Origin of the sequence: Paraburkholderia sp. BR10937 (assembly GCF_040965695.1) — a bacterium.
Classification (GTDB): Bacteria; Pseudomonadota; Gammaproteobacteria; order Burkholderiales; family Burkholderiaceae; genus Paraburkholderia.
On sequence record NZ_JBFRCL010000001.1, the window covers coordinates 88,222 to 111,031 of the forward strand.

The window sequence follows — 22,810 nt, forward strand, 5'->3', positions numbered from 1 at the left end:
TTGCATGAACGATTCGCTCCCCCGTCCACTGAACGGCCGTTCGCCCGACGCGCGCCGCGCACGCTTCGCGGCGCTGATGGCGCTCGCCAGCGCGCTGCTGTTCGCCGGCCTCGCGCCCGCGGCCCACGCCGAGCGCGCCGACAAGGACAAGCCGCTCAATATCGAAGCGGACAACATGACCTATGACGATCTGAAGCAGCAGACCGTCTTCACGGGCCACGTGGTCGCCACCAAGGGCACGATCCTCATCAAGGCCGACAAGCTCGTCGTCACGCAGGACCCGCAGGGCTACCAGTTCGCGACCGGCACCGTCGCGCCGGGCACGCCCGCCGACAAGCTCGCCTACTTCCGCCAGAAGCGCGAAGGCCTCGACGAATACGTCGACGGCACGGCCGAGCGCATCGACTACGACGGCAAGCAGGACCTCACCACGCTCACGACGCGCGCCACGGTGCGCCGCCTGCAGGGCCTCTCGACGGTGATGGATCAGGTCCACGGCAGCGTCGTCACGTACGACGGCCAGAACGACTTCTATACGGCACGCTCCGGCAAGGACGTCGCAGGCCCCGGCAACCCGGGCGGGCGCGTTCGCGCGATGCTCTCGCCGCGCAACACCACCACCGGCGCACAGCCGCCCGCCGGCGCCCCGGCCGCCCTCACGCCGTCCACCAAGCTGCAGGAAGCGCCGCCACAGTGAATACCGTCACCGCCACCCAAAGCTACGGCCGCCAGCTGGCCGGCAAGACGAGCACGCTCGTCGTGCGCAACCTGAAGAAGCGCTATGGCTCGCGCACCGTCGTCAAGGACGTGTCGCTCGACGTGAAGAGCGGCGAAGTGGTCGGGCTGCTCGGGCCCAACGGCGCCGGCAAGACCACCTCGTTCTACATGATCGTGGGTCTCGTGCCGCTCGACGCCGGCGAGATCGACCTCGACGGCCGCTCCATCAGCCTTCTGCCGATCCACAAGCGCGCGGCGCTCGGTCTTTCGTACCTGCCGCAGGAAGCCTCGGTGTTCCGCAAGCTCACGGTCGAGGAGAACATCCGCGCGGTGCTCGAACTGCAGGTCGACGGCAACGGCAAACGTCTGTCGAAAGACGTCATCACCGAGCGCACCGAAGCGTTGCTCGACGAGCTGCAAATCGCGCATCTGCGCGAGAATCCGGCCCTGTCGCTGTCGGGCGGCGAACGCCGGCGCGTCGAAATCGCGCGCGCGCTCGCTACCGACCCGAGCTTCATCCTGCTCGACGAACCGTTCGCGGGCGTCGACCCGATCGCCGTGCTGGAAATCCAGAAGATCGTGAAGTTCCTCAAGCAGCGCAACATCGGCGTGCTGATCACCGACCACAACGTGCGCGAGACGCTCGGCATCTGCGATCACGCGTACATCATCAGCGACGGCAGCGTGCTCGCGGCCGGCGCGCCCGGCGAGATCATCGAGAACGAGAACGTACGCCGCGTTTATCTCGGCGAGCACTTCCGCATGTAAGCCCCCGGGCGCGCCTCGCGCGCCCGTTCACCGCAGTCCCGCAGCGCCCACCCGGGCGCGCGCGACCGGCTGTCGCGTTTTTCCGGCCTCATCTTTCGCATTTCCCCGTGTAACTCCGCGGTATCGACCGTGCCCCCAAAACGGTGCATGGCAGGCCGGGCAGCGTCCCTGTTTGCGCACCAAATTCCGGGCACGCACCGGCGTGGCGCACGCTCGTTTTTGCGAATGCCCCGTGGTTTCGTCCGCGTGGCAAACTCTTTACAATGGTTCGCACACCGCCATGAAAGCCAGCCTCCAACTCCGCCTTTCGCAGCATCTTGCGCTCACGCCACAACTGCAACAGTCCATCCGGCTGCTGCAGCTGTCGACGCTCGAACTGCAGCAGGAGGTCGCGACGGCGATCTCGCAGAACCCGCTGCTCGAGAACGAGGACGACTGGATCGCGAGCCCGCTGCGCGTGGCCGCGGACGGCTCGGTCATCGCGCAGCCGCCCACGCCCTCCGGCGCCGAGCCGATGCAGGGCGCGAACAGTTCCACCTCGGCGTCCAACGGCAGTGGCGAGAACAGCGAGAGCGAGCCGCGCGGCGTGGACGAATACGACGGCCTTGGCAGCGACGCGAACGGCGACGCGAGCCAGTGGAACCTGGACGACTACGGCCGCTCGGGCAACGCCTCCGACGACGACGACCTGCCGCCGCTGCAGATCCACGAATCGACCACCACGCTGCGCGACCATCTGATGGCGCAGCTGCGCGAAACGAACGCGAGCCAGCGCGACCGCGCGCTCATCACCTTCCTGATCGAATCGCTCGATGAAGACGGCTACCTCAGCGCGACCTGCGAGGAAATTCTTGCCGACATTCCCGAAGAACTCGAAGTCGACGCCGACGAATTCAATGCGGCGCTCGCGCTGCTGCACAGCTTCGACCCTGCGGGCGTAGGCGCGCGCTCGGCCTCCGAGTGCCTCAAGCTGCAGCTGCTGCGCGTCAATGCGTCGCCCACGCGCACGCTCGCGCTCGAGATCGTGTCGAACTATCTCGAATTGCTCGCGGCGCGCGACTTCACGCGGTTGCGCAAGCAACTGAAGACGGGCGACGACGAGCTGCGCGATGCGCATGCGCTGATCCGTTCGCTCGAACCGTTCCCGGGTGCGTCGTATGGCAAGGCCGAAGCCGATTACGTGGTGCCCGACATCATCGTGAAGAGGGCCGGCCAGAACTGGCATGCGGAGCTGAACCCCGAGGTGGTGCCGAAGCTGCGCATCAACCACCTGTACGCGAATATCCTGCGCAACAACCGTGGCGATCCGGGCAGCGGTTCGCTGCGCCAGCAGCTGCAGGAAGCGCGCTGGCTCATCAAGAATATCCAGCAGCGCTTCGAGACGATCCTGCGTGTCGCGCAGGCTATCGTCGAGCGTCAGAAGAACTTTTTCGTGCACGGCGAAATCGCCATGCGCCCCTTGGTTTTGAGGGAGATTGCTGATACGCTGGGCCTACACGAATCTACTGTCTCGCGTGTGACAACCGGTAAATACATGCTGACTCCATTCGGGACACTTGAATTTAAGTACTTCTTCGGATCGCATGTATCGACGGACACCGGAGGCGCTGCATCGTCCACCGCCATCCGCGCCCTCATCAAGCAACTCATAGGAGCCGAGAACACCAAATCTCCTCTTTCAGACAGCCGCATAGCCGAACTGCTGGCGGAACAGGGCTTCGTGGTCGCGCGACGTACCGTTGCGAAGTATCGCGAGGCGCTGAAGATTCCGGCGGTCAATCTGCGCAAGTCTCTTTAGCCTGTTCCGGCTTTTACGGAGCAGGCGTTTTCCGGCCGCTACGCCCGTTGGCGGACATGGCCGGCCGAGTTAGCCCGCCGTCGCAGGCCTTTCGGGGAGCCGCGCACAGGCAGACAGTCGACCGGCATTGCCGCACTTCACGCGTCACGCGGCCATTAGCCTGGAGAAGCACTATGAATCTGAAGATCAGTGGACACCATCTCGAAGTAACGCCAGCGTTGCGAGAATACGTGATCACCAAACTGGACAGGGTGCTAAGACATTTCGATCAGGTAATCGATGGCAATGTGGTCCTCTCGGTCGACAACCATAAGGAAAAGGATAAGAGACAGAAGGTCGAAGTGAACCTTCATCTGAAAGGCAAGGACATATTTGTGGAGAGCGCGAACGGCGACATGTACGCCGCCATCGATCTCGTGGTCGACAAGCTGGACCGCCAGGTCGTACGTCACAAGGACCGCGTGCAGGGACATCAACATGAGGCGATCAAGCACCAGCCTGCGCCCATCATCGAAATCCCGCCGCAGTGATCCCACAGTGTCCTGTGTGGCGATTCACGCCATGAACCGGGGCTGGAGTCGATAGTTCATCCTCCGCCCCTCGAAGCGAAGCCGCCCGAACCGGGCGGCTTTTTCGTGAGTACGCGCAATGCAGGGTTTTACCGCTGGGTGCAACCGGGCAACGAGGGTTGCGCTCATGCGTGGCGCATCGCACCATCGGCGTGGACGCTTGTTCTATAATGATCCAGTCGTATTACGGGGTCTAACGCGCCAACAGGTCCCCACGGTCCCGGCACCGGGCTTCGTCGCCAGATCCAAAGCTTCCGCCAAAGCGGGCAGCTGTCGGGGTGTGGAGCATTCAGGCCACGTTTTCGCCTGCCAACATGAATCGTTTAGCCAAAATACTTCCCATCGAGAACGTCGTCGTCGGCCTGTCCGTCACCAGCAAGAAACGCGTCTTCGAGCAGGCTGGCCTGATCTTCGAAAACCAGAACGGCATCGCCCGCAGCACGGTTACCGACAATCTTTTCGCACGCGAGCGTCTCGGCTCCACGGGCCTCGGCGAAGGCGTCGCGATCCCGCACGGCCGCATCAAGGGCCTGAAGCAGCCGCAGGCCGCCTTCGTGCGCCTCGCCGAGCCGATCGCCTTCGAAGCGCCAGACGGTCAGCCCGTCTCGCTCCTGATCTTCCTGCTCGTGCCCGAACAGGCCACGCAGCAGCACCTTGAAATCCTGTCCGAGATCGCACAGCTACTGTCGGATCGCGAAACGCGTGAGCGGCTCCATACGGAAGAAGACCGCGAAACGTTGCATCGCCTGCTCACCCAGTGGCAACCTTGATGTAATGTGTGGCGTCTTGCGTTGCCCGGCCGCGGTACGCGCGGCCGAACAGCGCGCGCTCGACGCTCGTTGCAGGGGTGAAGCGTAAGGCGCCGGCAGCCGTTAACTACCCAGGTAGCGCACCCAGGTCACGCGGATTATTTAGCCAGCAATTCAGTCAGCCGTTAAGCGAGCCATCTCGCGGAGTCACCGACTCATGGACACTTCCAGCATCAACGCCCAAAGCATCTTCGACGACAACGCCACCACGCTGAAGCTCAGCTGGCTGACGGGGCACGAAGGCTGGGAACGCGGCTTTTCGACCGAGACGGTGGCCACGGCCACGGCGAGCGCGGACCTCGTCGGCCACCTGAACCTGATCCACCCGAACCGCATCCAGGTGCTCGGCGACGCCGAAATCCACTACTACCAGCGCCAGACCGACGAAGACCGCTCGCGCCACATGGCCGAGCTGATCGCACTCGAACCGCCGTTCCTCGTGGTCGCCGACGGCATGACCGCGCCGCCCGAACTGGTGCTGCGTTGCACGCGCTCTTCCACGCCGCTCTTCACCACGCCGATGTCGGCGGCCACCGTCATCGACAGCCTGCGCCTCTACATGTCGCGCATTCTCGCGCCGCGCGCGACGCTGCACGGCGTGTTTCTCGACATTCTCGGCATGGGCGTGCTGCTCACGGGCGACTCGGGTCTCGGCAAGAGCGAGCTGGGTCTGGAGCTGATCAGCCGCGGCCATGGCCTCGTGGCCGACGATGCCGTGGACTTCGTGCGCCTCGGCCCCGATTTCGTCGAGGGCCGCTGCCCGCCGCTGTTGCAGAACCTGCTCGAAGTGCGCGGCCTCGGTCTGCTCGACATCAAGACGATCTTCGGTGAAACGGCCGTGCGCCGGAAGATGAAGCTCAAGCTCATCGTGCAGCTCGTGCGCCGCCCGGACGGCGAGTTCCAGCGTCTGCCGCTGGAGAGCCAGACCGTCGACGTGCTGGGCCTGCCCATCAGCAAGGTCACGATCCAGGTGGCCGCGGGCCGCAACCTCGCCGTGCTGGTCGAGGCCGCCGTGCGCAACACGATCCTGCAATTGCGCGGTATCGACACCCTGCGCGACTTCATGGACCGCCAGCGTCTCGCCATGCAGGACCCCGACAGCCAGTTTCCCGGCAAGCTGATCTGACGCTCGTAGGCGCGCGGCTTCGAAACGGGCGCTGCGGCCCGGAGAGCCAATACAGGTGCGCGGATCGGATGCTATGATGACCCAATCGGGTTCATCGACTCTCCCATGCGTATCATCCTGATCACCGGCATTTCGGGTTCCGGCAAGTCAGTGGCGCTCAACGCGCTCGAAGACGTCGGCTACTATTGCGTCGACAATCTGCCACCGCGCTTTCTACCGCAACTCGCCCAATATCTCAGCGACGACGGCTACGAACGCCTCGCCGTCGCTATCGATGCGCGCTCGAGTTCGTCGTTCGACGACATGCCGGAGATGATCCGCGACCTGGCTCTTCGCCACGACGTGCGCGTGCTCTTCCTGAACGCGAGCACGCAGTCGCTCATCCAGCGCTTCTCGGAAACGCGGCGCCGCCATCCGCTGTCGGGCTCCGCCGCGCACGACGCGAACGTGGGCATGCTCAAGTCACTCGAAGAAGCGATCGAGCACGAGCGCGAACTCGTCTCGAATCTCGCCGAGTTCGGCCATCAGGTCGACACGAGCAACCTGAGTTCCAACGCGCTGCGCCAGTGGGTGAAGGTGTTCGTCGAAGGCGAGCGCGGCTCGCTCATGCTCACGTTCGAATCGTTCGGCTTCAAGCGCGGCGTGCCGCTCGACGCGGACCTCGTGTTCGACGTGCGCACGCTGCCGAACCCGCATTACGACGCCCGCCTGCGTCCGCTCACCGGGCTCGATCAGCCCGTGATCGACTTTCTGAATGCGCAGCCGGCCGTCCACGAAATGATCGACGATGTCTATGCGTTCGTCGCGAAGTGGCTGCCGCATTTTCGCGCCGACAACCGCAGCTATCTCACCGTTGCGATCGGCTGCACGGGCGGACAACATCGATCGGTGTATATCGCCCAGACGCTCGCCACGCGCTTTGCCGGCGAGTCGAACGTTATCGTGCGTCACCGCGACGCGCCTCTCGATGTCGGAGAGTCGTCACGGCTGATCGCCTAACCGGCTGCGCATCGCGCGGCCCTTAACCGAAAGCGTTGCGCCATGTCCTCGTCTCCTGCCGTGCTTGCCGATTTACCGTTGTTCCCGCTGCATACGGTGCTGTTCCCCGGCGGCCTGCTGCCGCTCAAGATCTTCGAAGCGCGATACCTGGACATGGCGAGCGAGTGCCTGCGCGAGCACACGCCGTTCGGCGTGTGTCTGCTCAAAAGCGGCGCGGAAGTCGCACAGCCCGACGAGACGACTGCCGTGCCCGAATCCGTGGGCTGCCTCGCGCTCATCGAGCAATGCGATGTCGAAACTGTCGGCATGCTGCACATCCAGGCTCATGGCACGCAGCGCTTTCATCTGCTCTCGCATCGCGTGGAAGCCGACGGCCTGCTCGTGGGCATGGCCGAGTTGATCCCCGAAGATATTCCGCTGGAAGGCGGCAAACAGCTCGCGCAATTCGGCGCGTGTGCGGAAGTGCTCGAGCGCATCATCGCGACGATCCGCGAGCGCGACCCGGCGAGCCTGCCGTTTGCGGAGCCGTTCCGCTTCGACGATCCCTCGTGGGTATCGAACCGTCTGGCCGAGGTGCTGCCGATCGCGTTGCGCGCGCGTCAGAAGCTCATGGAGTTGAACGACGCGGGCGCACGTATCGAAATCGTCCATCACTACATGCAGCAGCACCAGTTGCTTTGAGGCGCCGATGCGGCTCTCTTGCTGACTCAGACGAGCGGTCCACGCAAACCGTCGAGCAGCTTGCGCACCGGCGCGGGCACGCCATACGCGTCGATATTGCCGAGCGACACCCACGCGGTCTGTCCATCGTTGGCTTCGAGCGGCGCGGCATCGTGCTTGAGTTCGATCACGCGCGGCTCGATGTCGAGCTTGAAATGCGTGAACGTATGCGCGAGCGGCATGAGTGCGAAGCTCGACGCCGCGCCCTCCGGCGTCACGCCGAAATCTCTCGCGCGCTCGGCGAGCGCGGGTTCGTCCGCGGCTTCGGGCAAGCTCCACAAGCCGCCCCAGATACCCGATGGCGGACGCTTCTCCAGCATGACCGCATCGCCGTCGAGCAGCACGAGCATCCATGTGCGCCGCGTGGGCACGGCCTTCTTCGGGCGCGCGGCAGGCAGTTCGCGCTGACGTCCCGTCGTCTTCGCCACGCAGTCGTCCGCGAACGGGCAGCGCGCGCAGTCGGGCTTGCCGCGCCCGCACAGCGTCGCGCCGAGATCCATCAAGCCTTGCGTGTACGCGCTCACGTCGGCGTCGCTCGCTGCGGGACCCGGCACGAGCGTCTCGGCGAGCGTCCACATCGCGTTCTCCACGCGCTTTTCGCCAGGAAAGCCTTCCACGCCGAACACGCGCGCGAGCACGCGCTTCACGTTGCCGTCCAGGATCGTCTCGCGCGCGCCGAACGCGAACGACGCGATCGCCGCCGCCGTCGAACGGCCGATGCCGGGCAACTCCGCGAGCGCCTCGACCGTCGACGGAAACTTGCCGCCGTGGGTATCGGCCACGACCTGCGCACAGCGGTGCAGATTGCGCGCGCGCGAGTAATAGCCGAGGCCGGCCCAGAGCGCCATCACATCGTCGTCGGGCGCCGCGGCGAGCGCTTCGACCGTGGGAAAGCGCTCGAGAAAACGTGCGTAGTACGGAATCACGGTCGAGACCTGGGTCTGCTGCAGCATGATTTCCGAGAGCCAGATGCGGTACGGGTCGCGCGTGTTCTGCCACGGCAGGTCGTGACGGCCATGCTCGCGCTGCCAGGCGATCAGGCGCGGCGCGAAACCGGTGAGCAGTTCAGCGGGATACGCGCCAGCCGGTAGCGGCGCGGAAGTGGACGAAGTTCGGTACATGGAAAAGCTGGTCGCTCAGCGCTGGCAGCGCGGACAGAAATAAGTGGAACGCTGGCCCTGCACGATCTGTTTGATCGGCGTGCCGCACACGCGGCAGGGTTGGCCCGCGCGGTCATATACGAAGTATTCCAGCTGGAAATAGCCGCTTTGGCCGTTGCTGCCGACGAAGTCGCGCAGCGTGCTGCCGCCCTTCTCGATGGCCGAGGCGAGCACGGCGCGCACGGCGTCCGCGAGCAGTTCGTAACGCGCAAGCGAAACGCGGCCCGCCGGGGTCGTCGGCCGGATGCCGGCGCGGAACAAGCTTTCCGACGCGTAGATATTGCCAACGCCCACCACGATATCGCCCGCGAGCAGCGCCTGCTTGACGGCGACCTTGCGGCCGCGGGTCTCGCGAAACAGCAGCGCGCCGTCGAAGGCCGGCGTGAACGGCTCGATGCCGAGGCCCGCCAGCAGCGGATGGCCGAGCACGTCGCCGGCCTCGCGCGGGTGCCAGAGCACGGCGCCGAAGCGGCGCGGGTCGCGAAAGCGCAGCGTGAAGTCGTCGAAGAACCAGTCGACGTGATCATGCTTTTCCGCAGCCGGCGGCTTCGGCAGATTGCGCAGCACGCGCAGCGTGCCGGTCATGCCGAGATGCACGATGAACCAGCCCTCGTCGACCTCGAACAGCAAATATTTGCCGCGCCGCCCGACCGAACGTATCGTGCGGCCGCGCAGCGTACGGGCGAGCGTGGCCGGCACGGGCCAGCGCAATGCGGGGTTGCGCACCTCCACACGCTCGACGCGGCGGCCCGCGACCCACGGTTCGATCCCCCTTCGGGTAACCTCAACTTCTGGCAACTCTGGCATATCTGACGGCCTGATTCGGATGCTGGTCCGGGTTGGTCTGCAACTTGCGTAAACGTGTGTGCGCGTTGTGCGCGTATTGTAGCCAGCGCGTTACAATCGACCGAAACATTCGACGGAATTCCATGGAACTGTCTTTCGTTAAGCTGTTCGCGAAGCGTCGCGCGACGCCCCGCGTACCTGCAGCCTTCGCGCGTCGCCTCATTGGCGCCGCGGTTCTCGCCGCCTGGGCATTGACCACGTCGAGCGCGTATGCGCAGGATCCGTCCCCCGACACGGACGACACTTCCGTCACCATGCCGGACGCTTTCGGTCCCGCCTCGCCCGACGAGAAGAAGGCTCTGCCGGGCGTTCCGCTGTCGAGCCAGATCGTCTTCCAGGTGCTCGCCGCGGAGATCGCGCTGCAGCGCGACCAGCCTGCACCGGCCTTTCAAACGTATCTCGCGCTCGCGCGCGACACGCACGACCCGCGCATGGCGCAGCGCGCGACCGAAATCGCGCTCTCGGCGCAAAGCCCGTCCGACGCCCTGACTGCTGTCCAGCTCTGGCAGCAGTACGCACCCGATTCCGAGCGCGCCGCGCAACTCGACGCGTCGCTGCTCGTGCTCGCCGGCAAGCCCGACGACGCCCAGCCGCTGCTCGCGCGCGAGCTGGCGAAGGTACCGGCCGACAGCCGCGGTCAGGCCATCCTCTCGCTGCAGCTTCTGCTTTCGCGCGGCCCCAATCGCGTGGGCGGCCTGAATGTCCTCAAAGCACTGCTCAAGGACGACATGAACCGTCCCGAGGCGCAGCTCGCGATCGGCCGCCAGCAACTGCTCGCCGACGACGCGCCCGGCGCGCGCAAGTCGTTCGAGCAGGCGCTCGCGCTCAAGCCCGACTACCTTCCCGCCGCGCTGATGCTCGCGCAGATGGGCCCGGAGGAGCGCGCCGAAGGCATTGCATCGATCGAAAAGTACGTCCAGCAGAACCCCAAGTCGCGCGAAGGCCGTCTTGCGCTCGCACAGACCTATCTCGCTGCCGACCGCCTCGACGACGCGCAGAAGCAGTTCGAGACCTTGCACAAGGACAACGCGACCGACCTGATGCCGCTCATGGCGCTCGCGCTCATCAGCGTGCAGCAGAAGAAGCTCGACGCCGCGCAGAAGTATCTGACGCAATACGCGCAGATTGCCGAGAAGAATCCGGCCGCCGACCCCGGCCAGGCCTATATCTACCTCGCGCAACTGTCGGTCGAGCAGAAGGACGACGCCGGCGCGCAGAAGTGGCTCGACAAGATCCAGCCGAGCAGCCAGCAGTACGTGCCGGCCCAGATCACGCGCGCACAAATCCTCGACAAGGAAGGCAAGACCGACGACGCGCGCCGCCAGCTCGCGAGCATCCAGGCCGACGATCCGCGCGACCAGGCGCTGATCGCGCGCACCGACGCCGCGATCCTGTTCGACGCGAAGCGCTACCCGGAAGCCGAGGCACGGCTCGCGAAGGCGACCACCGACTTCCCGGACGACCCGGATCTCACCTACGACTACGCAATGGCAGCGGAGAAAACCGGCCATTACGACGTCATGGAAGCGCAGTTGCGCAAGCTGATCAAGACGCAGCCCGACAATCCGCAGGCCTACAACGCGCTCGGATACTCGCTCGCGGACCGCAACCAGCGCCTGCAGGAAGCCGACAAACTGGTCGAAAAAGCCTCGTCGCTCGCCCCGGACGACGCGTTCATCATGGACAGCGTGGGCTGGGTGAAATATCGCCTGGGCGACAATGCCGACGCGATCAAGCTCTTGCGCAAGGCCTACAGCCTCCAGCCGAACGCGGAAATTGGCGCGCATCTCGGCGAAGTGCTCTGGAAAAACGGCGACCAGGACGGCGCACGCGCTGCCTGGCGCGAGGCCCGCAAGCTCGAACCCGACAACGACACGCTCCTGAAGACGCTCAAGCGCCTCCAGGTCAACGATCTCTGATGGCAGATTTTTTCACTTCGGTTTCCCCCAAGGCCCTCCCCGTTGCGCCCGCCACCCGCCTTGTACGGCGCGCGTCGCTTGGCGCAGCGGCGGCCGCGCTCCTCGTGCTCGCGGGCTGTGCGACACAACAGCCACCGCGCCAGCCGTCCACCTCGAACGCGACGACCTCGCTCAGTACGCAGACGAACCGCGCCTATCATGGCCGCTTCGCCGTGCAGTACGTCGACCAGAACGGCCAGCAGCGCAACGCATACGGCAACTTCGACTGGCACGAGACCGATTCGACGGTGACGCTGCAACTGCTCAATCCGCTCGGCCAGACGCTCGCGCTCGTCACCTCCGCACCGTCGCAAGCCACGCTGGAACTGCCCAACCGCCAGCCGCTCACGGCCGACAACGTGAGTACGCTCATGCAGCAGGCGTTCGGCTTCGCACTACCCGTGGAAGGGCTGCGCTACTGGCTGCAGCCATCGGTTGCGCCCACCTCGCACGCGCGCACCACGCCCGACCCGCAGAATCCGCAGCGGCTTTCGCAGATCGAGCAGGACGGCTGGACCATCGATTACGTCGCCTACACGGAAGCGCCGGCCAATGGCGTGAAGCGCGTCAATCTCACGCGCGATGTCCCGCCGCTTCAGATCAAGCTCGTGCTCGACCAGTAAGCGGGCCGGTTGCGGCCTCACATCAGCAATATCTGGCCGGCACGCGCCGGCCAGGATCCAGGCACCATCCCAAAAGCATCATGATCGAAACCCAGGACTCGCTGCGCGACTGCCTCGCGCCCGCGAAACTCAATCTCTTCCTGCACATCACGGGCCGCCGTCCCAATGGCTATCACGATCTGCAGACCGTGTTCCAGTTGCTCGACTGGGGCGACACGCTGCATTTCACGCGCCGCCACGATGGCCGCATCACGCGCACCGTGGAAGTGGAAGGCGTACCTGCCGAGCACGACCTCACCGTGCGCGCCGCGACGCTGCTCAAGGAACACACGGGCACGAGCGAGGGTGTCGAGATCGATATCGAAAAGCGTCTGCCGATGGGCGCGGGTCTGGGCGGCGGCAGCTCCGACGCCGCCACGACGCTGCTCGCGCTCAACCGCCTCTGGAAGCTCGATCTGCAGCGCGAGGAATTGCAGGCGCTCGCACTCAAGCTGGGCGCGGACGTGCCCTTCTTCGTGTTCGGAAAAAATGCGTTCGCGGAGGGTGTTGGCGAAGCTCTCGAGGCTGTACAATTGCCCCCGCGTCATTTTTTGGTCGTGACGCCGCGGGTTCATGTTCCGACTGCCGAGATTTTTTCGGAAAAGTCATTGACAAGGGACACAAAGACCTGCACAATAGCAGTCTTTCTTGCACAGCAAGCAACGCAGCAGGGATGGCCAGACAGCTTCGGTCATAACGATATGCAAGCGGTTGTCGCAGGAAAATACGCGGAAGTAGCGCAGGTGCTTCGATGGTTTGAAAGTGTTTCGAACAGCATCGCACCAGCGCGGATGACCGGATCGGGTGCCAGCGTTTTTGCAGCATTCGCCAGTCGGTCCGAAGCAGAATCGGCACGAGCCAGACTGCTTGCGGAACAACCGGACTGGAGGAGCGCGATAGCCTCGAGTCTGAACAAACATCCACTCTTCGCTTTCGCGGCATAGTTTTGCGTGGCTGATCGTCCTACCGGTCAGTCAGGCTCAAAGTTGAGTGTAGGGGAGTCGCCAAGTTGGTTAAGGCACCGGATTTTGATTCCGGCATGCGAGGGTTCGAGTCCTTCCTCCCCTGCCAAAAATTCCAGGCAGTTCGCTCTGTGGGTTACCCAGGGCAGTTCGCCTAAGTAGTTCCTCTCGCCCCCTCAAAGTCCGCAGCAGGTGCATGATGAGCAGCCATGACGGCCTGATGGTTTTTACTGGCAACGCAAATCCCGCGCTTGCCCAGGAAGTCGTCAAGATCCTCGGTATTCCCCTCGGTAAGGCTATGGTTAGCCGCTTTTCCGATGGTGAAATCCAGGTCGAAATCCAGGAAAACGTGCGCGGCAAGGACGTCTTCGTCCTTCAGTCGACTTGCGCGCCGACCAACGACAACCTGATGGAACTGATGATCATGGTCGATGCGCTCAAGCGCGCATCCGCAGGCCGGATCACCGCAGCTATTCCCTACTTCGGCTATGCCCGTCAAGACCGCCGCCCCCGTTCGGCGCGCGTCGCCATCTCGGCGAAGGTCGTGGCGAACATGCTGGAAATCGCCGGTGTCGAGCGGATCATCACGATGGATCTGCACGCCGACCAGATTCAGGGCTTCTTCGATATTCCCGTCGACAACATCTACGCAACGCCCGTGCTGCTCGGCGATCTGCGCAAGCAGAATCACGAGAACCTGCTGGTCGTTTCGCCGGACGTCGGCGGCGTGGTGCGCGCCCGTGCGCTCGCCAAGCAACTGAATTGCGACCTCGCCATCATCGACAAGCGTCGTCCGAAGGCGAACGTCGCCGAAGTGATGAACATCATCGGTGAAGTCGAAGGCCGCACCTGCGTGATCATGGACGACATGGTCGACACCGCCGGCACGCTCTGCAAGGCAGCGCAAGTGCTGAAGGAACGCGGCGCGAAGAAGGTGTTCGCTTACGCCACGCACCCGGTTCTCTCGGGTGGCGCAGGCGAGCGTATCGCCGCTTCGGCTCTGGACGAGCTCGTCGTGACCGACACGATTCCGCTGGGCGCCGAAGCGCGTTCGTGCGCGAAGATCCGCTCGCTCACGAGTGCAGGCCTTCTCGCCGAAACGTTCTCGCGTATCCGTCGCGGCGACTCGGTGATGTCGCTGTTCGCGGAAAGCTAACAAGAATTGACGCGCAAGGCGCGGTGTTCGCAAGGACGCCGCGCTTTTGCACGTAATCGGCGCGACCGGACGATGGTTTGCGCTGCATCGCTGGGGGCCCAAAGGCAGGCATTCTGCTGAAAAGGCCCCGTTTTACTGCCTGGTCGCGGGCAGTGCATTGGAGAATCAAATGAAAGTCATCGCTTTCGAGCGTAACCTGCAAGGTACGGGTGCGAGCCGCCGCCTGCGCATTGCTGGCAAGACCCCTGGCATCGTTTACGGTGTCGGCGCCGAGCCGCAACTGATCGAAATCGATCACAACGCGCTGTGGCACGCCCTCAAGAAGGAAGCCTTCCACTCGTCGATCCTCGACCTCGAAGTGGCCGGCAAGTCGCAGCAAGTGCTGCTGCGCGACGTGCAATACCACCCGTTCCGTCAGCTCGTGCTGCACGTGGACTTCCAGCGCGTGGATCCGAGCAAGAAGATCCACACGAAGGTGCCCCTGCACTTCATGAACCAGGAAACCAACCCGGCTGTGAAGACGGGTGGCGCGATCATCTCGCACGTTCTGGCTGAAATCGAAGTCCAGTGCCTGCCGGGTCAACTGCCGGAATTCCTCGAAGTCGACCTCGCGAAGATCGAAGCCGGTCAATCGCTGCATGCCAAGGACATCACCCTGCCCGCAGGCGTGACGCTGGTTCAGCACGTTGAAACGGAAAATCCGGTCATCGTGTCGGCACCCGTGCCGGCTGGCGCCCAGGCGGCAGCTGAAGGCGAAGAAGCACCGGCTGCAGAGTAATCGCAGCGGCTTCAAAGAGCCGATCCTCTCGATCCGTTTCCCTGAAACGGACGACGTGACCCGCCGCGGTTCGCCCCGGCGGGTTTTTTTTCGCACTTTTTCGTACACTTGCGGGTCAGTTCATCGATTTACGCAGGCGGAACACCACAATGATCAGGTTGATCGTCGGGCTCGGCAATCCGGGCGCCGAATACACGGCGACGCGCCACAACGCGGGCTTCTGGCTCGTGGACCAGCTCGCGCGCGAAGCCGGCACGACGCTGCGCGACGAGCGGCGCTTCCATGGCCACTATGCGAAGGCCCGCCTCTACGGCGAGGAAGTGCACCTGCTCGAACCGCAGACCTATATGAACCGCTCGGGGCAATCGGTCGTCGCCCTCGCGGCGTTCTTCAAGATCCTGCCCGACCAGATCCTCGTCGCGCACGACGAGCTCGATCTGCCGCCCGGCACCGTCAAGCTCAAGCTCGGCGGCGGCAGCGGCGGCCACAACGGCCTGAAGGACATCTCCGCGCATCTGTCGACCCAGCAGTACTGGCGTTTGCGCATCGGCATCGGCCATCCGCGTGACCTGATCCCCGAAGGCGCGCGCGCCGGTGCGAAGCCCGACGTCGCGAACTTCGTGCTCAAGCCGCCGCGCCGCGAGGAGCAGGAGGTGATCGACGACTCGATCGAACGCGCGCTCGCCGTGATGCCGACGTTCGTGAAGGGCGAGGCCGAACGCGCGGTGATGCAGCTGCATCGCAATGGTTGAAACAAGGAGAGCGTCTTGAGTCGTTACTGGAGTGACATCGTCAACCGGCTCGTACCCTACGTGCCGGGCGAACAGCCCGCGCTCGCGAAGCCGGTCAAGCTCAACACCAACGAGAATCCGTATGCGCCCTCTCCGCGCGTGCTCGAGGCGATCCGCCACGAGCTCGGCGAGACGGGCGAATCGCTGCGCCGCTATCCCGACCCCGTCGCGAAGCGTCTGCGCGCCGCCGTGGCCGCGCACCACGGCATTCGCGCGGAGCAGGTGTTCGTCGGCAACGGCTCGGACGAGGTGCTCGCTCACGCATTCCAGGCGCTGCTCAAGCACGACCAGCCGATCCTCTTTCCCGACATCACCTACAGCTTCTACCCGACCTACGCGCGGCTCTACGAGGTCGAGTACCGCACCGTGCCGCTCACGGAGCAGTTCACGATTCGCATCGACGATTACCGCCAGCCCAATGGAGGTGTGATCTTCCCGAATCCGAATGCGCCCACGGGTCACGCGCTGCCGCTCGCGGAAATCGAGCGGCTCGTCGCGGCGAACACGGAATCCGTGGTGGTGATCGACGAAGCGTATGTGGATTTCGGCGCCGAATCGGCGATCGCGCTGATCGACCGCTATCCGAACCTGCTGGTCGTGCACACGACTTCGAAATCGCGCTCGCTCGCGGGCATGCGCGTGGGCTTCGCGTTCGGTCACCCCGATCTCATCGATGCGCTGAACCGCGTGAAGGACAGCTTCAACTCGTACCCGCTCGACCGCCTGGCGCAAGCCGCGGCGACCGCCGCTTACGAAGACGGCGAGTGGCTGAAGACGACGAGCGCGCGCGTGATCGCCAGCCGCGAGCGCCTGACGGCCGCGCTCACGGCGCTCGGCTTCGAAGTGGTCCCTTCGGCGGCGAATTTCGTGTTCGCGAAGCATCCTGCGCACGATGCGGCGGCAATTGCGGCCAAGCTGCGCGAAAAAGAGATCTTCGTGCGCCATTTCAACGCGCCGCGCGTGAACCAGCATCTGCGCATCTCGATCGGCACCGATGCCGAGTGCGACACGCTCGTCGATGCGTTGAAGGCCATCGTCGCGTAAGGAAACAGCAAGTTGAAATAAAAAACGCGCCAGTTGGCGCGTTTTTTATTTCCCGGAGAATCCCGCGATTCAGGCGTTGTTCTTCGCCGCCGTCAGCGCGTGGTACTTCTGCATCAATTGCTCGGGCGACTCGACATGCTCCGGATTCCTGGGAATGCACTCCACCGGGCACACCTGGATGCACTGCGGCTCATCGAAATGGCCGACACATTCGGTGCACTTCTTCGGGTCGATCACATAGATTTCCGGGCCCATCGAGATCGCGTCATTCGGGCACTCGGGCTCGCACACGTCGCAATTGATGCACTCGTCGGTAATCATCAGGGCCATGCTGTTCTCACTTCCCGCCGGCGCGAAGGCCGGCTCACACATCTTAGCCTTATAGTTTACGCTGCTTTCGCCGCGCGTTCACGCCTTCTAAACCGGGCCGCCCATCGAGGCCACCTTGTCCTGCAAGCGCTTTTCCACGGACGGGAACACGAATTTGCTCACATCGCCGCCCAACTGGGCGATTTCGCGCACGATCGTGCCCGAAATGAACTGATACTGGTCCGAAGGCGTCATGAACATCGTCTCGACGTCGGGCAACAGGTAGCGATTCATGCCCGCCATCTGAAATTCGTACTCGAAGTCCGACACCGCGCGCAGCCCGCGCACGATCACGCGTGCGTTGTTGGTGCGCACGAAGTCCTTCAGGAGCCCCTTGAAGCTCATGACCTGCACGTTCGGATAGTGGCCGAGCACCTCGTGGGCAATCTCGAGCCGCTCGTCGAGCGAGAAGAAAGGCTTCTTGTTGCGGCTGTCCGCAACGCCGACTACCAGCGTGTCGAAAATGCTCGACGCGCGCCGCACGAGATCTTCGTGGCCGCGCGTGAGCGGGTCGAAGGTACCGGGGTACACGGCGACTACCATGAGGCTTCTCCTCTCAACAGAAATGGGGCGCAATGCAGTGCCGTGGCGACGCATGCACACGTGCGTGCGTGACGGCCAGGCCGCCCGCCGCTTCTTATCGAACGCGCATTATTCCTCATTTTCGCGCTGCAGCAAATGATAGTGAACCGCACCCGCCCGGCCCTCGCGCACGACACTCCAGCCCGTCAGCGCGGGCCGCGCAGCCGGTTCGATACGCTCGCCCGACTCGACGTAAAGCCAGCCGTCCGGAGCGACGAGCGGCGCAGCCAGTTCGAGCGAGCGCTCGAGCAGCGCGGTGTCGCCGAACGGCGGATCGAGGAACACCACATCGAACGAGCCTGGCGCCAGATTGGCCGCGAGGCGCAGTGCGTCGGCTTCCGCGATTTCGATCGTGCGCGCGCCAAGGCGCGCCTGGTTCGAGCGCAGTTGCGCGGCGGCGCGCGCGCTGCGCTCCACCATCACGACGCGTGCGGCGCCGCGCGAGGCCGCCTCGAAGCCAAGACCGCCGCTGCCCGCGAACAGGTCGAGGCAACGCAGGCCGTCGAGACGCTGGCCGAGCCAGTTGAAGAGCGTCTCGCGCACGCGGTCGGGCGTCGGGCGCAGACCATCGAGGTCGAGCACCGGCAGCGGCGTGCGCTTCCAGTCGCCGCCGATGATGCGGATCGTGTGCGCGCCACCGCCGCCACGTGCGCGGGGATCGGGCTGATGGGTGCGGCCGCCTTGGCCACGTGAAGGTGAGGAACGGGTCATGCGTTGGGTCGTACGGCTGCGTGCATTTGACCGCTGGCAGTCAACCTGCCGGCGGAACTCGACTGTGGGGTTCGACGCTTTCGCATCGCGCCCTCCAATGCGCGCACGTTACCACAGGGCCGCGCAGGTGCCGCGTGCGCGCCGCAACGCTCCCACGGCAATGCCGCAGCGACTCCGGCTATCGCGCCTGATAAAATGTCGTGTTTTCCGCGCGTTACCTCTTCCCATGCCGTCGCTGACCGCCCCTCGGTCCGACCCGCAGCGCGCCTGACCTCCCCCAGACCATGTTCAGTTTCTTCAAACGATTCCGCGGCTCGAAGGACGCCGAGAACGCGCCGGCCGAGAACGCGCAGGACGAAGCCACCCTCGAGGCGCCGGACGAGGCCGTTGACGAACCCACCAGTGCGGTGCGCGAAATGCCGCCTGCGCCGTCCGTTCGACCGGCCGTGGCCGCTCCGATCACGCCGCAGCGAGCCGCCAACGACAACGACGACGAACCGGAAGCCGTCGAAATCGTCCCGCCACCCGCACTCGAGCCCGAAGCCAGGCAATCGTGGCTCAAGCGCCTGAGGTCGGGGCTCTCGAAAACCGGCTCGAACATCCAGAGCATCTTCGTCAACGCGAAGATCGACGACGATCTCTACGAAGAGCTCGAAACCGCGCTGCTGATGTCGGATGCGGGCGTCGACGCGACCGAATATCTGCTCGAAACGCTGCGCCAGAAGGTGCGCGCCGAGCGCCTGACCGACGCTCAGCAGGTCAAGAACGCCCTGCGCGAGCTGCTCATCGGCCTGCTCAAGCCGCTCGAGAAGTCGCTCATGCTCGGCCGCGCACAACCGCTCGTGATGATGATCGCGGGCGTGAACGGCGCGGGCAAGACCACCAGCATCGGCAAGCTCGCCAAGCATCTGCAAAGCTTCGACCAGAGCGTGCTGCTCGCCGCCGGCGACACCTTCCGCGCCGCCGCGCGCGAACAGCTCGCCATCTGGGGCCAGCGCAACAACGTGACGGTCGTGCAGCAGGAAAGCGGCGACCCGGCGGCGGTGATCTTCGACGCCGTGAGCGCCGCACGCGCACGCCGCATCGACGTGGTGATGGCCGACACCGCGGGCCGCCTGCCCACCCAATTGCACCTGATGGACGAGCTGAAGAAGGTCAAGCGCGTGATCGGCAAGGCGTTCGACGGCGCGCCGCACGAGGTGCTGCTCGTGATCGACGCGAACACGGGCCAGAACGCGCTCGCCCAGGTCAAGGCCTTCGACGACGCGCTCGGCCTCACCGGCCTGATCGTCACGAAGCTCGACGGCACCGCCAAGGGCGGCATTCTCGCCGCGATCGCGCGGCAGCGGCCGATTCCCGTGTATTTCATCGGCGTGGGCGAAAAGGTCGAAGACCTGCAGCCGTTCGTGGCCGAAGAATTCGCCGACGCGCTGCTTGGCAGCTGATAGCGCGCTTTACCCGGATTTAGTTTCACGAAGGGCGTCGTTCTCGCGAACGACGCCCTTTCCATTGATGCGGCCAGCGTTAGCCGGTCAAACACTCATTCCGTATCCGGCTGCACGCCCGGCGCGGCGCGCGCGAACGCGTCGAGCGTGAGCGCGTAGTCGTTGATGCGCTGAATGGTCGGGTAACGCGTCGTGTCGATCTTGAAGCGGTTCGCGTTGTAGACCTGCGGCACGATGCAAAGATCAGCGACGGTCGGCGTGTCGCCGAAAGCGAGCTTGCCGGTGCGCGAATCGCTGGCGAGCCGCTGTTCGAGCGTCGCGAAACCCGCCTCGATCCAGTGGCGGTACCACGCGTCTTTCATCGCGTCGTCCGCTCCCACGGTGTGCTTCAGGTACTTGAGCACACGCAGGTTGTCCACCGGATGGATCTCGCACGCCACCTGCAGCGCGAGCGAGCGCACGTGAGCGCGATCGATGGGCGACTTCGGCAGCAGCGGCGGCTCGGGATGCGTCTCTTCGAGATACTCGATGATCGCGAGCGACTGCTGGAGCGTGTGCCCTTGGTCGTCGACGAACGACGGCACGATCGCGTCGGGATTCACCTGGCGGTAGGCGGGCTTGAGCTGCTCGCCGCCGTCGCGCACGAGGTGAACCGGGACGTACTCGTACGACAGGTTCTTCAGATTCAGCGCAATGCGCACCCGATACGACGCCGAACTGCGGAAATAGCTGTAAAGCTTCATGCTCCTCTCTTGCTCCTCTTATCCTGATGCGGGCCGCGCCGCTCAGACGACCCGCACGGCGAATTCGCCGATTCCTGCCACACCGCCCGTCATCAGATCGCCCTTGACCACGGCGCCCACGCCCTCTGGCGTGCCCGTGTAGATGAGGTCGCCGGCCTTCAGCTCGAACAGCGTCGAAAGGAACGCGATCGTGTCGGCAACCGGCCAGATCATCTGCGAGATGTCGGAGCGCTGTTTCTCCTCGCCGTTGACCGCGAGCCAGATTTCGCCCTTCTCGAGCTGACCGATCTTCGACACCGGATGGATCGGGCCGATCGGCGCCGAATGGTCGAAGCCCTTGGCCGTATCCCACGGACGACCAAGCTTCTTCGCCTCGCCCTGCAAGTCGCGGCGCGTCATATCGAGGCCGAGCGCGTAGCCAAACACGTGGTCGAGTGCGCTCGCGACCGGAATGTCCTTGCCGCCCTTGCCGATGGCCGCGACGAGTTCCATCTCGAAGTGCACGTTCTGCGATTGTGCGGGATACGGAAATTCGGCGGTCGAGCCGGGCGCAACGTAGAGCACGGCGTCGGCGGGCTTGGAGAAGAAGAACGGCGGCTCACGGTTCGGATCGTGGCCCATCTCGCGCGCATGCGCTTCGTAATTGCGGCCAACGCAGTAGATGCGCCGCACCGGAAAACGCGTGTCGCTGCCTGCCACCGGCACCGAAGCGAGCGCCGCCGGTTCGAATACGTACGTCATGGAGTTCTCCGTCTTTGTGATGGGGCGTGTACGAAGCACGCGGGCCCGTAAATCGCACGGCTTGCGCCGCCGGAACAATCGCGAGTGTAACGCGCGGCGGTGGGCGTGCACGGCGGCGCCTTCACGCGGCCGGCGAGGCGCGGCCGGCGAGGCGCGGCCGGCGAGGCGCGGCCGGCGAGGCACCGTGTGCTCGTGCGATACTTCCCGCATCCCCATTTCAATACGACGGCGGCCCGCCGCACGCCGTCGAACGAACCGCGCCCGCCCATGACCACCGCCGCCTCCACTGATATCTTCCCGTGCGCCCGCTTCATCAAGGAGATCGGCCGCGGACCGCACGGCGCCCGCTCACTCTCGTCCGAAGACACGCACGCCCTCTACGCCGCCATGCTCGACGGCCGCGTGCCCGAGCTGGAGCTCGGCGCGGTACTGCTCGCCTACCGCCTCAAGGGCGAAACCGCGGATGAACTGGCCGCCATGCTGTCCGCTGCGCATGCCTCGTTCGCGCCGCTCGCGGTGCCGCGAGGCGACTATCGGCCGGTGTCGATCCCAAGCTACAACGGCGCGCGCAAGCAGCCGAATCTCGTGCCGCTGCTCGCCGTGCTGCTTGCGCGCGAAGGCGTGCCGACGCTCGTACACGGCGTCGTCAACGATCCGGGCCGCGTCACGAGCGCGGAAATCTTCGCTGCGCTGAATCGGCCCGAAGCACGCGATCACGCCGAAATCGAGGCGCAACTGGCGTCGGGCCGCGTGGCGTTTGCGTCGATCGAAACGCTCGCGCCCAAACTCGCGCGCCTGCTCTCGATGCGCCGGCGCATGGGCGTGCGCAACTCCACGCATACGCTCGTGAAGCTGCTGCAGCCGTTCGCCGAGCCCGGCCTGCGTCTCGTGAACTACACGCACCCGCCGTACCGCGAAAGCCTGAGCGCCCTCTTCGCGGCGCATCCGGAAGCGGCGGTGGGCGGCGCGTTGCTCGCGCGCGGCACCGAGGGCGAAGCCGTCGCCGATACCCGCCGCCAGGTGCAGGTCGACTGGCTGCACGACGGCATCTGCGAAACCCTGGTCGAACCGGAGCGCTCGTCGCCCGGCGCGCCCGAAATCGATCTCCCCGAAGGCCGCGACGCGCCCACGACGGCCGCCTGGATCGACGCCGTGTTGCGCGGCGAAGCGCCGGCGCCGGATGCGATCACGCGCCAGATCGAGACGATCAAGCGCATCGCGAAGCGCTGACGATCGAACCCGAAACACGTCGCCCAATCCACTGAAAGCCATGCGGGGCGGGCGACCCGCGCGCTCCGCCACTAGCGCATCGGCGCGCTTCGTCGGCCATCTCCACGCATCTTCACGCGGTCAATC

At 64.9% G+C, this 22,810-nt stretch carries 24 protein-coding genes and 1 tRNA gene; 18 read left to right on the forward strand and 7 right to left on the reverse strand.

All coding sequences use genetic code 11. The features are described 5' to 3' along the window. Window positions 1–4: 4 nt before the first annotated feature. From lptA to AB4Y44_RS00420, 8 genes are all read left to right on the forward strand, one after another. Complete coding sequence (gene lptA, locus AB4Y44_RS00385; RefSeq protein WP_368682783.1) at window positions 5–697, forward strand: lipopolysaccharide transport periplasmic protein LptA; 693 nt, start codon at window positions 5–7, stop codon at window positions 695–697. After that, window positions 694–1,485, forward strand: a complete 792-nt coding sequence (lptB, locus tag AB4Y44_RS00390; RefSeq protein WP_342919443.1) for an LPS export ABC transporter ATP-binding protein — start codon at window positions 694–696, stop codon at window positions 1,483–1,485. The genes lptA and lptB overlap by 4 nt, the downstream gene beginning before the upstream one ends. Before the next feature lie 280 nt (window positions 1,486–1,765). Next, complete coding sequence (locus tag AB4Y44_RS00395) at window positions 1,766–3,283, forward strand: RNA polymerase factor sigma-54 (RefSeq protein WP_368698409.1); 1,518 nt, start codon at window positions 1,766–1,768, stop codon at window positions 3,281–3,283. Window positions 3,284–3,456: 173 nt separating this feature from the next. Beyond that, the gene (raiA, locus tag AB4Y44_RS00400; protein ID WP_028201861.1) at window positions 3,457–3,813 is read left to right on the forward strand and encodes a ribosome-associated translation inhibitor RaiA; all 357 of its coding nucleotides are present in this window, start codon (window positions 3,457–3,459) and stop codon (window positions 3,811–3,813) included. Window positions 3,814–4,166: 353 nt separating this feature from the next. Beyond that, a complete protein-coding gene (ptsN, locus tag AB4Y44_RS00405; RefSeq protein WP_028201860.1) occupies window positions 4,167–4,622 on the forward strand; it encodes a PTS IIA-like nitrogen regulatory protein PtsN in 456 nt (151 codons plus the stop codon). A gap of 196 nt (window positions 4,623–4,818) precedes the next feature. Next, entirely contained in the window at window positions 4,819–5,787 is a 969-nt protein-coding gene (hprK, locus tag AB4Y44_RS00410) for an HPr(Ser) kinase/phosphatase (RefSeq protein ID WP_028201859.1), read from the forward strand. A 105-nt stretch (window positions 5,788–5,892) separates the two neighbouring features. Next, window positions 5,893–6,786, forward strand: coding sequence for an RNase adapter RapZ (rapZ, locus tag AB4Y44_RS00415; RefSeq protein ID WP_342919445.1), 894 nt, complete (start codon window positions 5,893–5,895; stop codon window positions 6,784–6,786). Window positions 6,787–6,828: 42 nt separating this feature from the next. Beyond that, entirely contained in the window at window positions 6,829–7,467 is a 639-nt protein-coding gene (locus tag AB4Y44_RS00420; protein WP_342919446.1) for an LON peptidase substrate-binding domain-containing protein, read from the forward strand. 26 nt (window positions 7,468–7,493) lie between these two features. On the opposite strand, the gene mutY is transcribed toward AB4Y44_RS00420, so the two are convergent. Together mutY and mutM are read right to left on the reverse strand one after the other, a co-directional pair. Beyond that, window positions 7,494–8,627, reverse strand: coding sequence for an A/G-specific adenine glycosylase (gene mutY, locus AB4Y44_RS00425; RefSeq protein ID WP_342919447.1), 1,134 nt, complete (start codon window positions 8,625–8,627; stop codon window positions 7,494–7,496). Between the two features lie 15 nt (window positions 8,628–8,642). Further along, window positions 8,643–9,473 carry a bifunctional DNA-formamidopyrimidine glycosylase/DNA-(apurinic or apyrimidinic site) lyase gene (mutM, locus tag AB4Y44_RS00430; RefSeq protein ID WP_158756862.1) on the reverse strand — a complete coding sequence of 277 codons (831 nt, stop codon included), beginning with the start codon at window positions 9,471–9,473 and terminating at the stop codon, window positions 8,643–8,645. A 122-nt stretch (window positions 9,474–9,595) separates the two neighbouring features. Here mutM and AB4Y44_RS00435 point away from each other — a divergent pair, with 122 nt between their 5' ends. From AB4Y44_RS00435 to hisC, 8 genes are all read left to right on the forward strand, one after another. Further along, a complete protein-coding gene (locus tag AB4Y44_RS00435) occupies window positions 9,596–11,431 on the forward strand; it encodes a tetratricopeptide repeat protein (protein ID WP_368698410.1) in 1,836 nt (611 codons plus the stop codon). After that, a complete protein-coding gene (gene lolB / locus AB4Y44_RS00440; protein WP_368698411.1) occupies window positions 11,431–12,093 on the forward strand; it encodes a lipoprotein insertase outer membrane protein LolB in 663 nt (220 codons plus the stop codon). Before AB4Y44_RS00435 ends, lolB begins: the two co-directional genes overlap by 1 nt. 80 nt (window positions 12,094–12,173) lie before the next feature. Then, window positions 12,174–13,076: a 4-(cytidine 5'-diphospho)-2-C-methyl-D-erythritol kinase gene (ispE, locus tag AB4Y44_RS00445; RefSeq protein WP_342919450.1), complete on the forward strand. Its 903-nt coding sequence runs from the start codon at window positions 12,174–12,176 to the stop codon at window positions 13,074–13,076. 50 nt (window positions 13,077–13,126) lie between these two features. Beyond that, window positions 13,127–13,203 (forward strand) — tRNA-Gln (locus AB4Y44_RS00450). 90 nt (window positions 13,204–13,293) lie between these two features. Next, window positions 13,294–14,250 carry a ribose-phosphate pyrophosphokinase gene (locus AB4Y44_RS00455; RefSeq protein ID WP_069265235.1) on the forward strand — a complete coding sequence of 319 codons (957 nt, stop codon included), beginning with the start codon at window positions 13,294–13,296 and terminating at the stop codon, window positions 14,248–14,250. A 169-nt stretch (window positions 14,251–14,419) separates the two neighbouring features. Further along, complete coding sequence (locus tag AB4Y44_RS00460) at window positions 14,420–15,028, forward strand: 50S ribosomal protein L25/general stress protein Ctc (RefSeq protein ID WP_342919451.1); 609 nt, start codon at window positions 14,420–14,422, stop codon at window positions 15,026–15,028. Between the two features lie 149 nt (window positions 15,029–15,177). Then, window positions 15,178–15,780, forward strand: a complete 603-nt coding sequence (gene pth, locus AB4Y44_RS00465; RefSeq protein WP_368698412.1) for an aminoacyl-tRNA hydrolase — start codon at window positions 15,178–15,180, stop codon at window positions 15,778–15,780. A gap of 15 nt (window positions 15,781–15,795) precedes the next feature. Next, window positions 15,796–16,863: a histidinol-phosphate transaminase gene (gene hisC, locus AB4Y44_RS00470; protein ID WP_342919452.1), complete on the forward strand. Its 1,068-nt coding sequence runs from the start codon at window positions 15,796–15,798 to the stop codon at window positions 16,861–16,863. Between the two features lie 69 nt (window positions 16,864–16,932). Here the strand turns inward: hisC and AB4Y44_RS00475 are convergent, their stop codons facing one another. The 3 genes from AB4Y44_RS00475 to rsmD form a co-directional block, all read right to left on the reverse strand. Further along, entirely contained in the window at window positions 16,933–17,193 is a 261-nt protein-coding gene (locus AB4Y44_RS00475; RefSeq protein WP_342919453.1) for a YfhL family 4Fe-4S dicluster ferredoxin, read from the reverse strand. Window positions 17,194–17,280: 87 nt separating this feature from the next. Beyond that, window positions 17,281–17,775, reverse strand: coding sequence for a pantetheine-phosphate adenylyltransferase (gene coaD, locus AB4Y44_RS00480; RefSeq protein WP_133185293.1), 495 nt, complete (start codon window positions 17,773–17,775; stop codon window positions 17,281–17,283). A 108-nt stretch (window positions 17,776–17,883) separates the two neighbouring features. Next, entirely contained in the window at window positions 17,884–18,525 is a 642-nt protein-coding gene (rsmD, locus tag AB4Y44_RS00485) for a 16S rRNA (guanine(966)-N(2))-methyltransferase RsmD (protein ID WP_368698413.1), read from the reverse strand. Between the two features lie 284 nt (window positions 18,526–18,809). On the opposite strand from rsmD, the gene ftsY reads away from it, so the two are divergent. Next, entirely contained in the window at window positions 18,810–19,970 is a 1,161-nt protein-coding gene (gene ftsY / locus AB4Y44_RS00490; RefSeq protein WP_368698414.1) for a signal recognition particle-docking protein FtsY, read from the forward strand. 95 nt (window positions 19,971–20,065) lie between these two features. Here the strand turns inward: ftsY and maiA are convergent, their stop codons facing one another. Together maiA and AB4Y44_RS00500 are read right to left on the reverse strand one after the other, a co-directional pair. Continuing rightward, complete coding sequence (gene maiA, locus AB4Y44_RS00495; protein ID WP_368698415.1) at window positions 20,066–20,713, reverse strand: maleylacetoacetate isomerase; 648 nt, start codon at window positions 20,711–20,713, stop codon at window positions 20,066–20,068. A 42-nt stretch (window positions 20,714–20,755) separates the two neighbouring features. Beyond that, window positions 20,756–21,454 carry a fumarylacetoacetate hydrolase family protein gene (locus AB4Y44_RS00500; RefSeq protein WP_368698416.1) on the reverse strand — a complete coding sequence of 233 codons (699 nt, stop codon included), beginning with the start codon at window positions 21,452–21,454 and terminating at the stop codon, window positions 20,756–20,758. Window positions 21,455–21,721: 267 nt separating this feature from the next. On the opposite strand from AB4Y44_RS00500, the gene ybiB reads away from it, so the two are divergent. Further along, window positions 21,722–22,684, forward strand: a complete 963-nt coding sequence (gene ybiB, locus AB4Y44_RS00505; RefSeq protein ID WP_368698417.1) for a DNA-binding protein YbiB — start codon at window positions 21,722–21,724, stop codon at window positions 22,682–22,684. Window positions 22,685–22,810 lie beyond the last annotated feature (126 nt).

What these genes read in the sequence shown, in the direction of transcription:
- AB4Y44_RS00460 (WP_342919451.1), top strand. Translation starts at nt 14,420, where the DNA reads ATGAAAGTCATCGCTTTCGAGCGTAACCTGCAAGGTACGGGTGCGAGC.
- AB4Y44_RS00395 (WP_368698409.1), top strand. Translation starts at nt 1,766, where the DNA reads ATGAAAGCCAGCCTCCAACTCCGCCTTTCGCAGCATCTTGCGCTCACG.
- maiA (WP_368698415.1), bottom strand. Translation starts at nt 20,713, where the DNA reads ATGAAGCTTTACAGCTATTTCCGCAGTTCGGCGTCGTATCGGGTGCGC.
- AB4Y44_RS00420 (WP_342919446.1), top strand. Translation starts at nt 6,829, where the DNA reads ATGTCCTCGTCTCCTGCCGTGCTTGCCGATTTACCGTTGTTCCCGCTG.
- hprK (WP_028201859.1), top strand. Translation starts at nt 4,819, where the DNA reads ATGGACACTTCCAGCATCAACGCCCAAAGCATCTTCGACGACAACGCC.
- ftsY (WP_368698414.1), top strand. Translation starts at nt 18,810, where the DNA reads ATGTTCAGTTTCTTCAAACGATTCCGCGGCTCGAAGGACGCCGAGAAC.
- mutY (WP_342919447.1), bottom strand. Translation starts at nt 8,627, where the DNA reads ATGTACCGAACTTCGTCCACTTCCGCGCCGCTACCGGCTGGCGCGTAT.
- coaD (WP_133185293.1), bottom strand. Translation starts at nt 17,775, where the DNA reads ATGGTAGTCGCCGTGTACCCCGGTACCTTCGACCCGCTCACGCGCGGC.
- AB4Y44_RS00435 (WP_368698410.1), top strand. Translation starts at nt 9,596, where the DNA reads ATGGAACTGTCTTTCGTTAAGCTGTTCGCGAAGCGTCGCGCGACGCCC.
- pth (WP_368698412.1), top strand. Translation starts at nt 15,178, where the DNA reads ATGATCAGGTTGATCGTCGGGCTCGGCAATCCGGGCGCCGAATACACG.
- ybiB (WP_368698417.1), top strand. Translation starts at nt 21,722, where the DNA reads ATGACCACCGCCGCCTCCACTGATATCTTCCCGTGCGCCCGCTTCATC.
- AB4Y44_RS00500 (WP_368698416.1), bottom strand. Translation starts at nt 21,454, where the DNA reads ATGACGTACGTATTCGAACCGGCGGCGCTCGCTTCGGTGCCGGTGGCA.
- rapZ (WP_342919445.1), top strand. Translation starts at nt 5,893, where the DNA reads ATGCGTATCATCCTGATCACCGGCATTTCGGGTTCCGGCAAGTCAGTG.
- lptA (WP_368682783.1), top strand. Translation starts at nt 5, where the DNA reads ATGAACGATTCGCTCCCCCGTCCACTGAACGGCCGTTCGCCCGACGCG.
- ispE (WP_342919450.1), top strand. Translation starts at nt 12,174, where the DNA reads ATGATCGAAACCCAGGACTCGCTGCGCGACTGCCTCGCGCCCGCGAAA.
- rsmD (WP_368698413.1), bottom strand. Translation starts at nt 18,525, where the DNA reads ATGACCCGTTCCTCACCTTCACGTGGCCAAGGCGGCCGCACCCATCAG.
- lolB (WP_368698411.1), top strand. Translation starts at nt 11,431, where the DNA reads ATGGCAGATTTTTTCACTTCGGTTTCCCCCAAGGCCCTCCCCGTTGCG.
- ptsN (WP_028201860.1), top strand. Translation starts at nt 4,167, where the DNA reads ATGAATCGTTTAGCCAAAATACTTCCCATCGAGAACGTCGTCGTCGGC.
- AB4Y44_RS00455 (WP_069265235.1), top strand. Translation starts at nt 13,294, where the DNA reads ATGAGCAGCCATGACGGCCTGATGGTTTTTACTGGCAACGCAAATCCC.
- raiA (WP_028201861.1), top strand. Translation starts at nt 3,457, where the DNA reads ATGAATCTGAAGATCAGTGGACACCATCTCGAAGTAACGCCAGCGTTG.
- mutM (WP_158756862.1), bottom strand. Translation starts at nt 9,473, where the DNA reads ATGCCAGAGTTGCCAGAAGTTGAGGTTACCCGAAGGGGGATCGAACCG.
- AB4Y44_RS00475 (WP_342919453.1), bottom strand. Translation starts at nt 17,193, where the DNA reads ATGGCCCTGATGATTACCGACGAGTGCATCAATTGCGACGTGTGCGAG.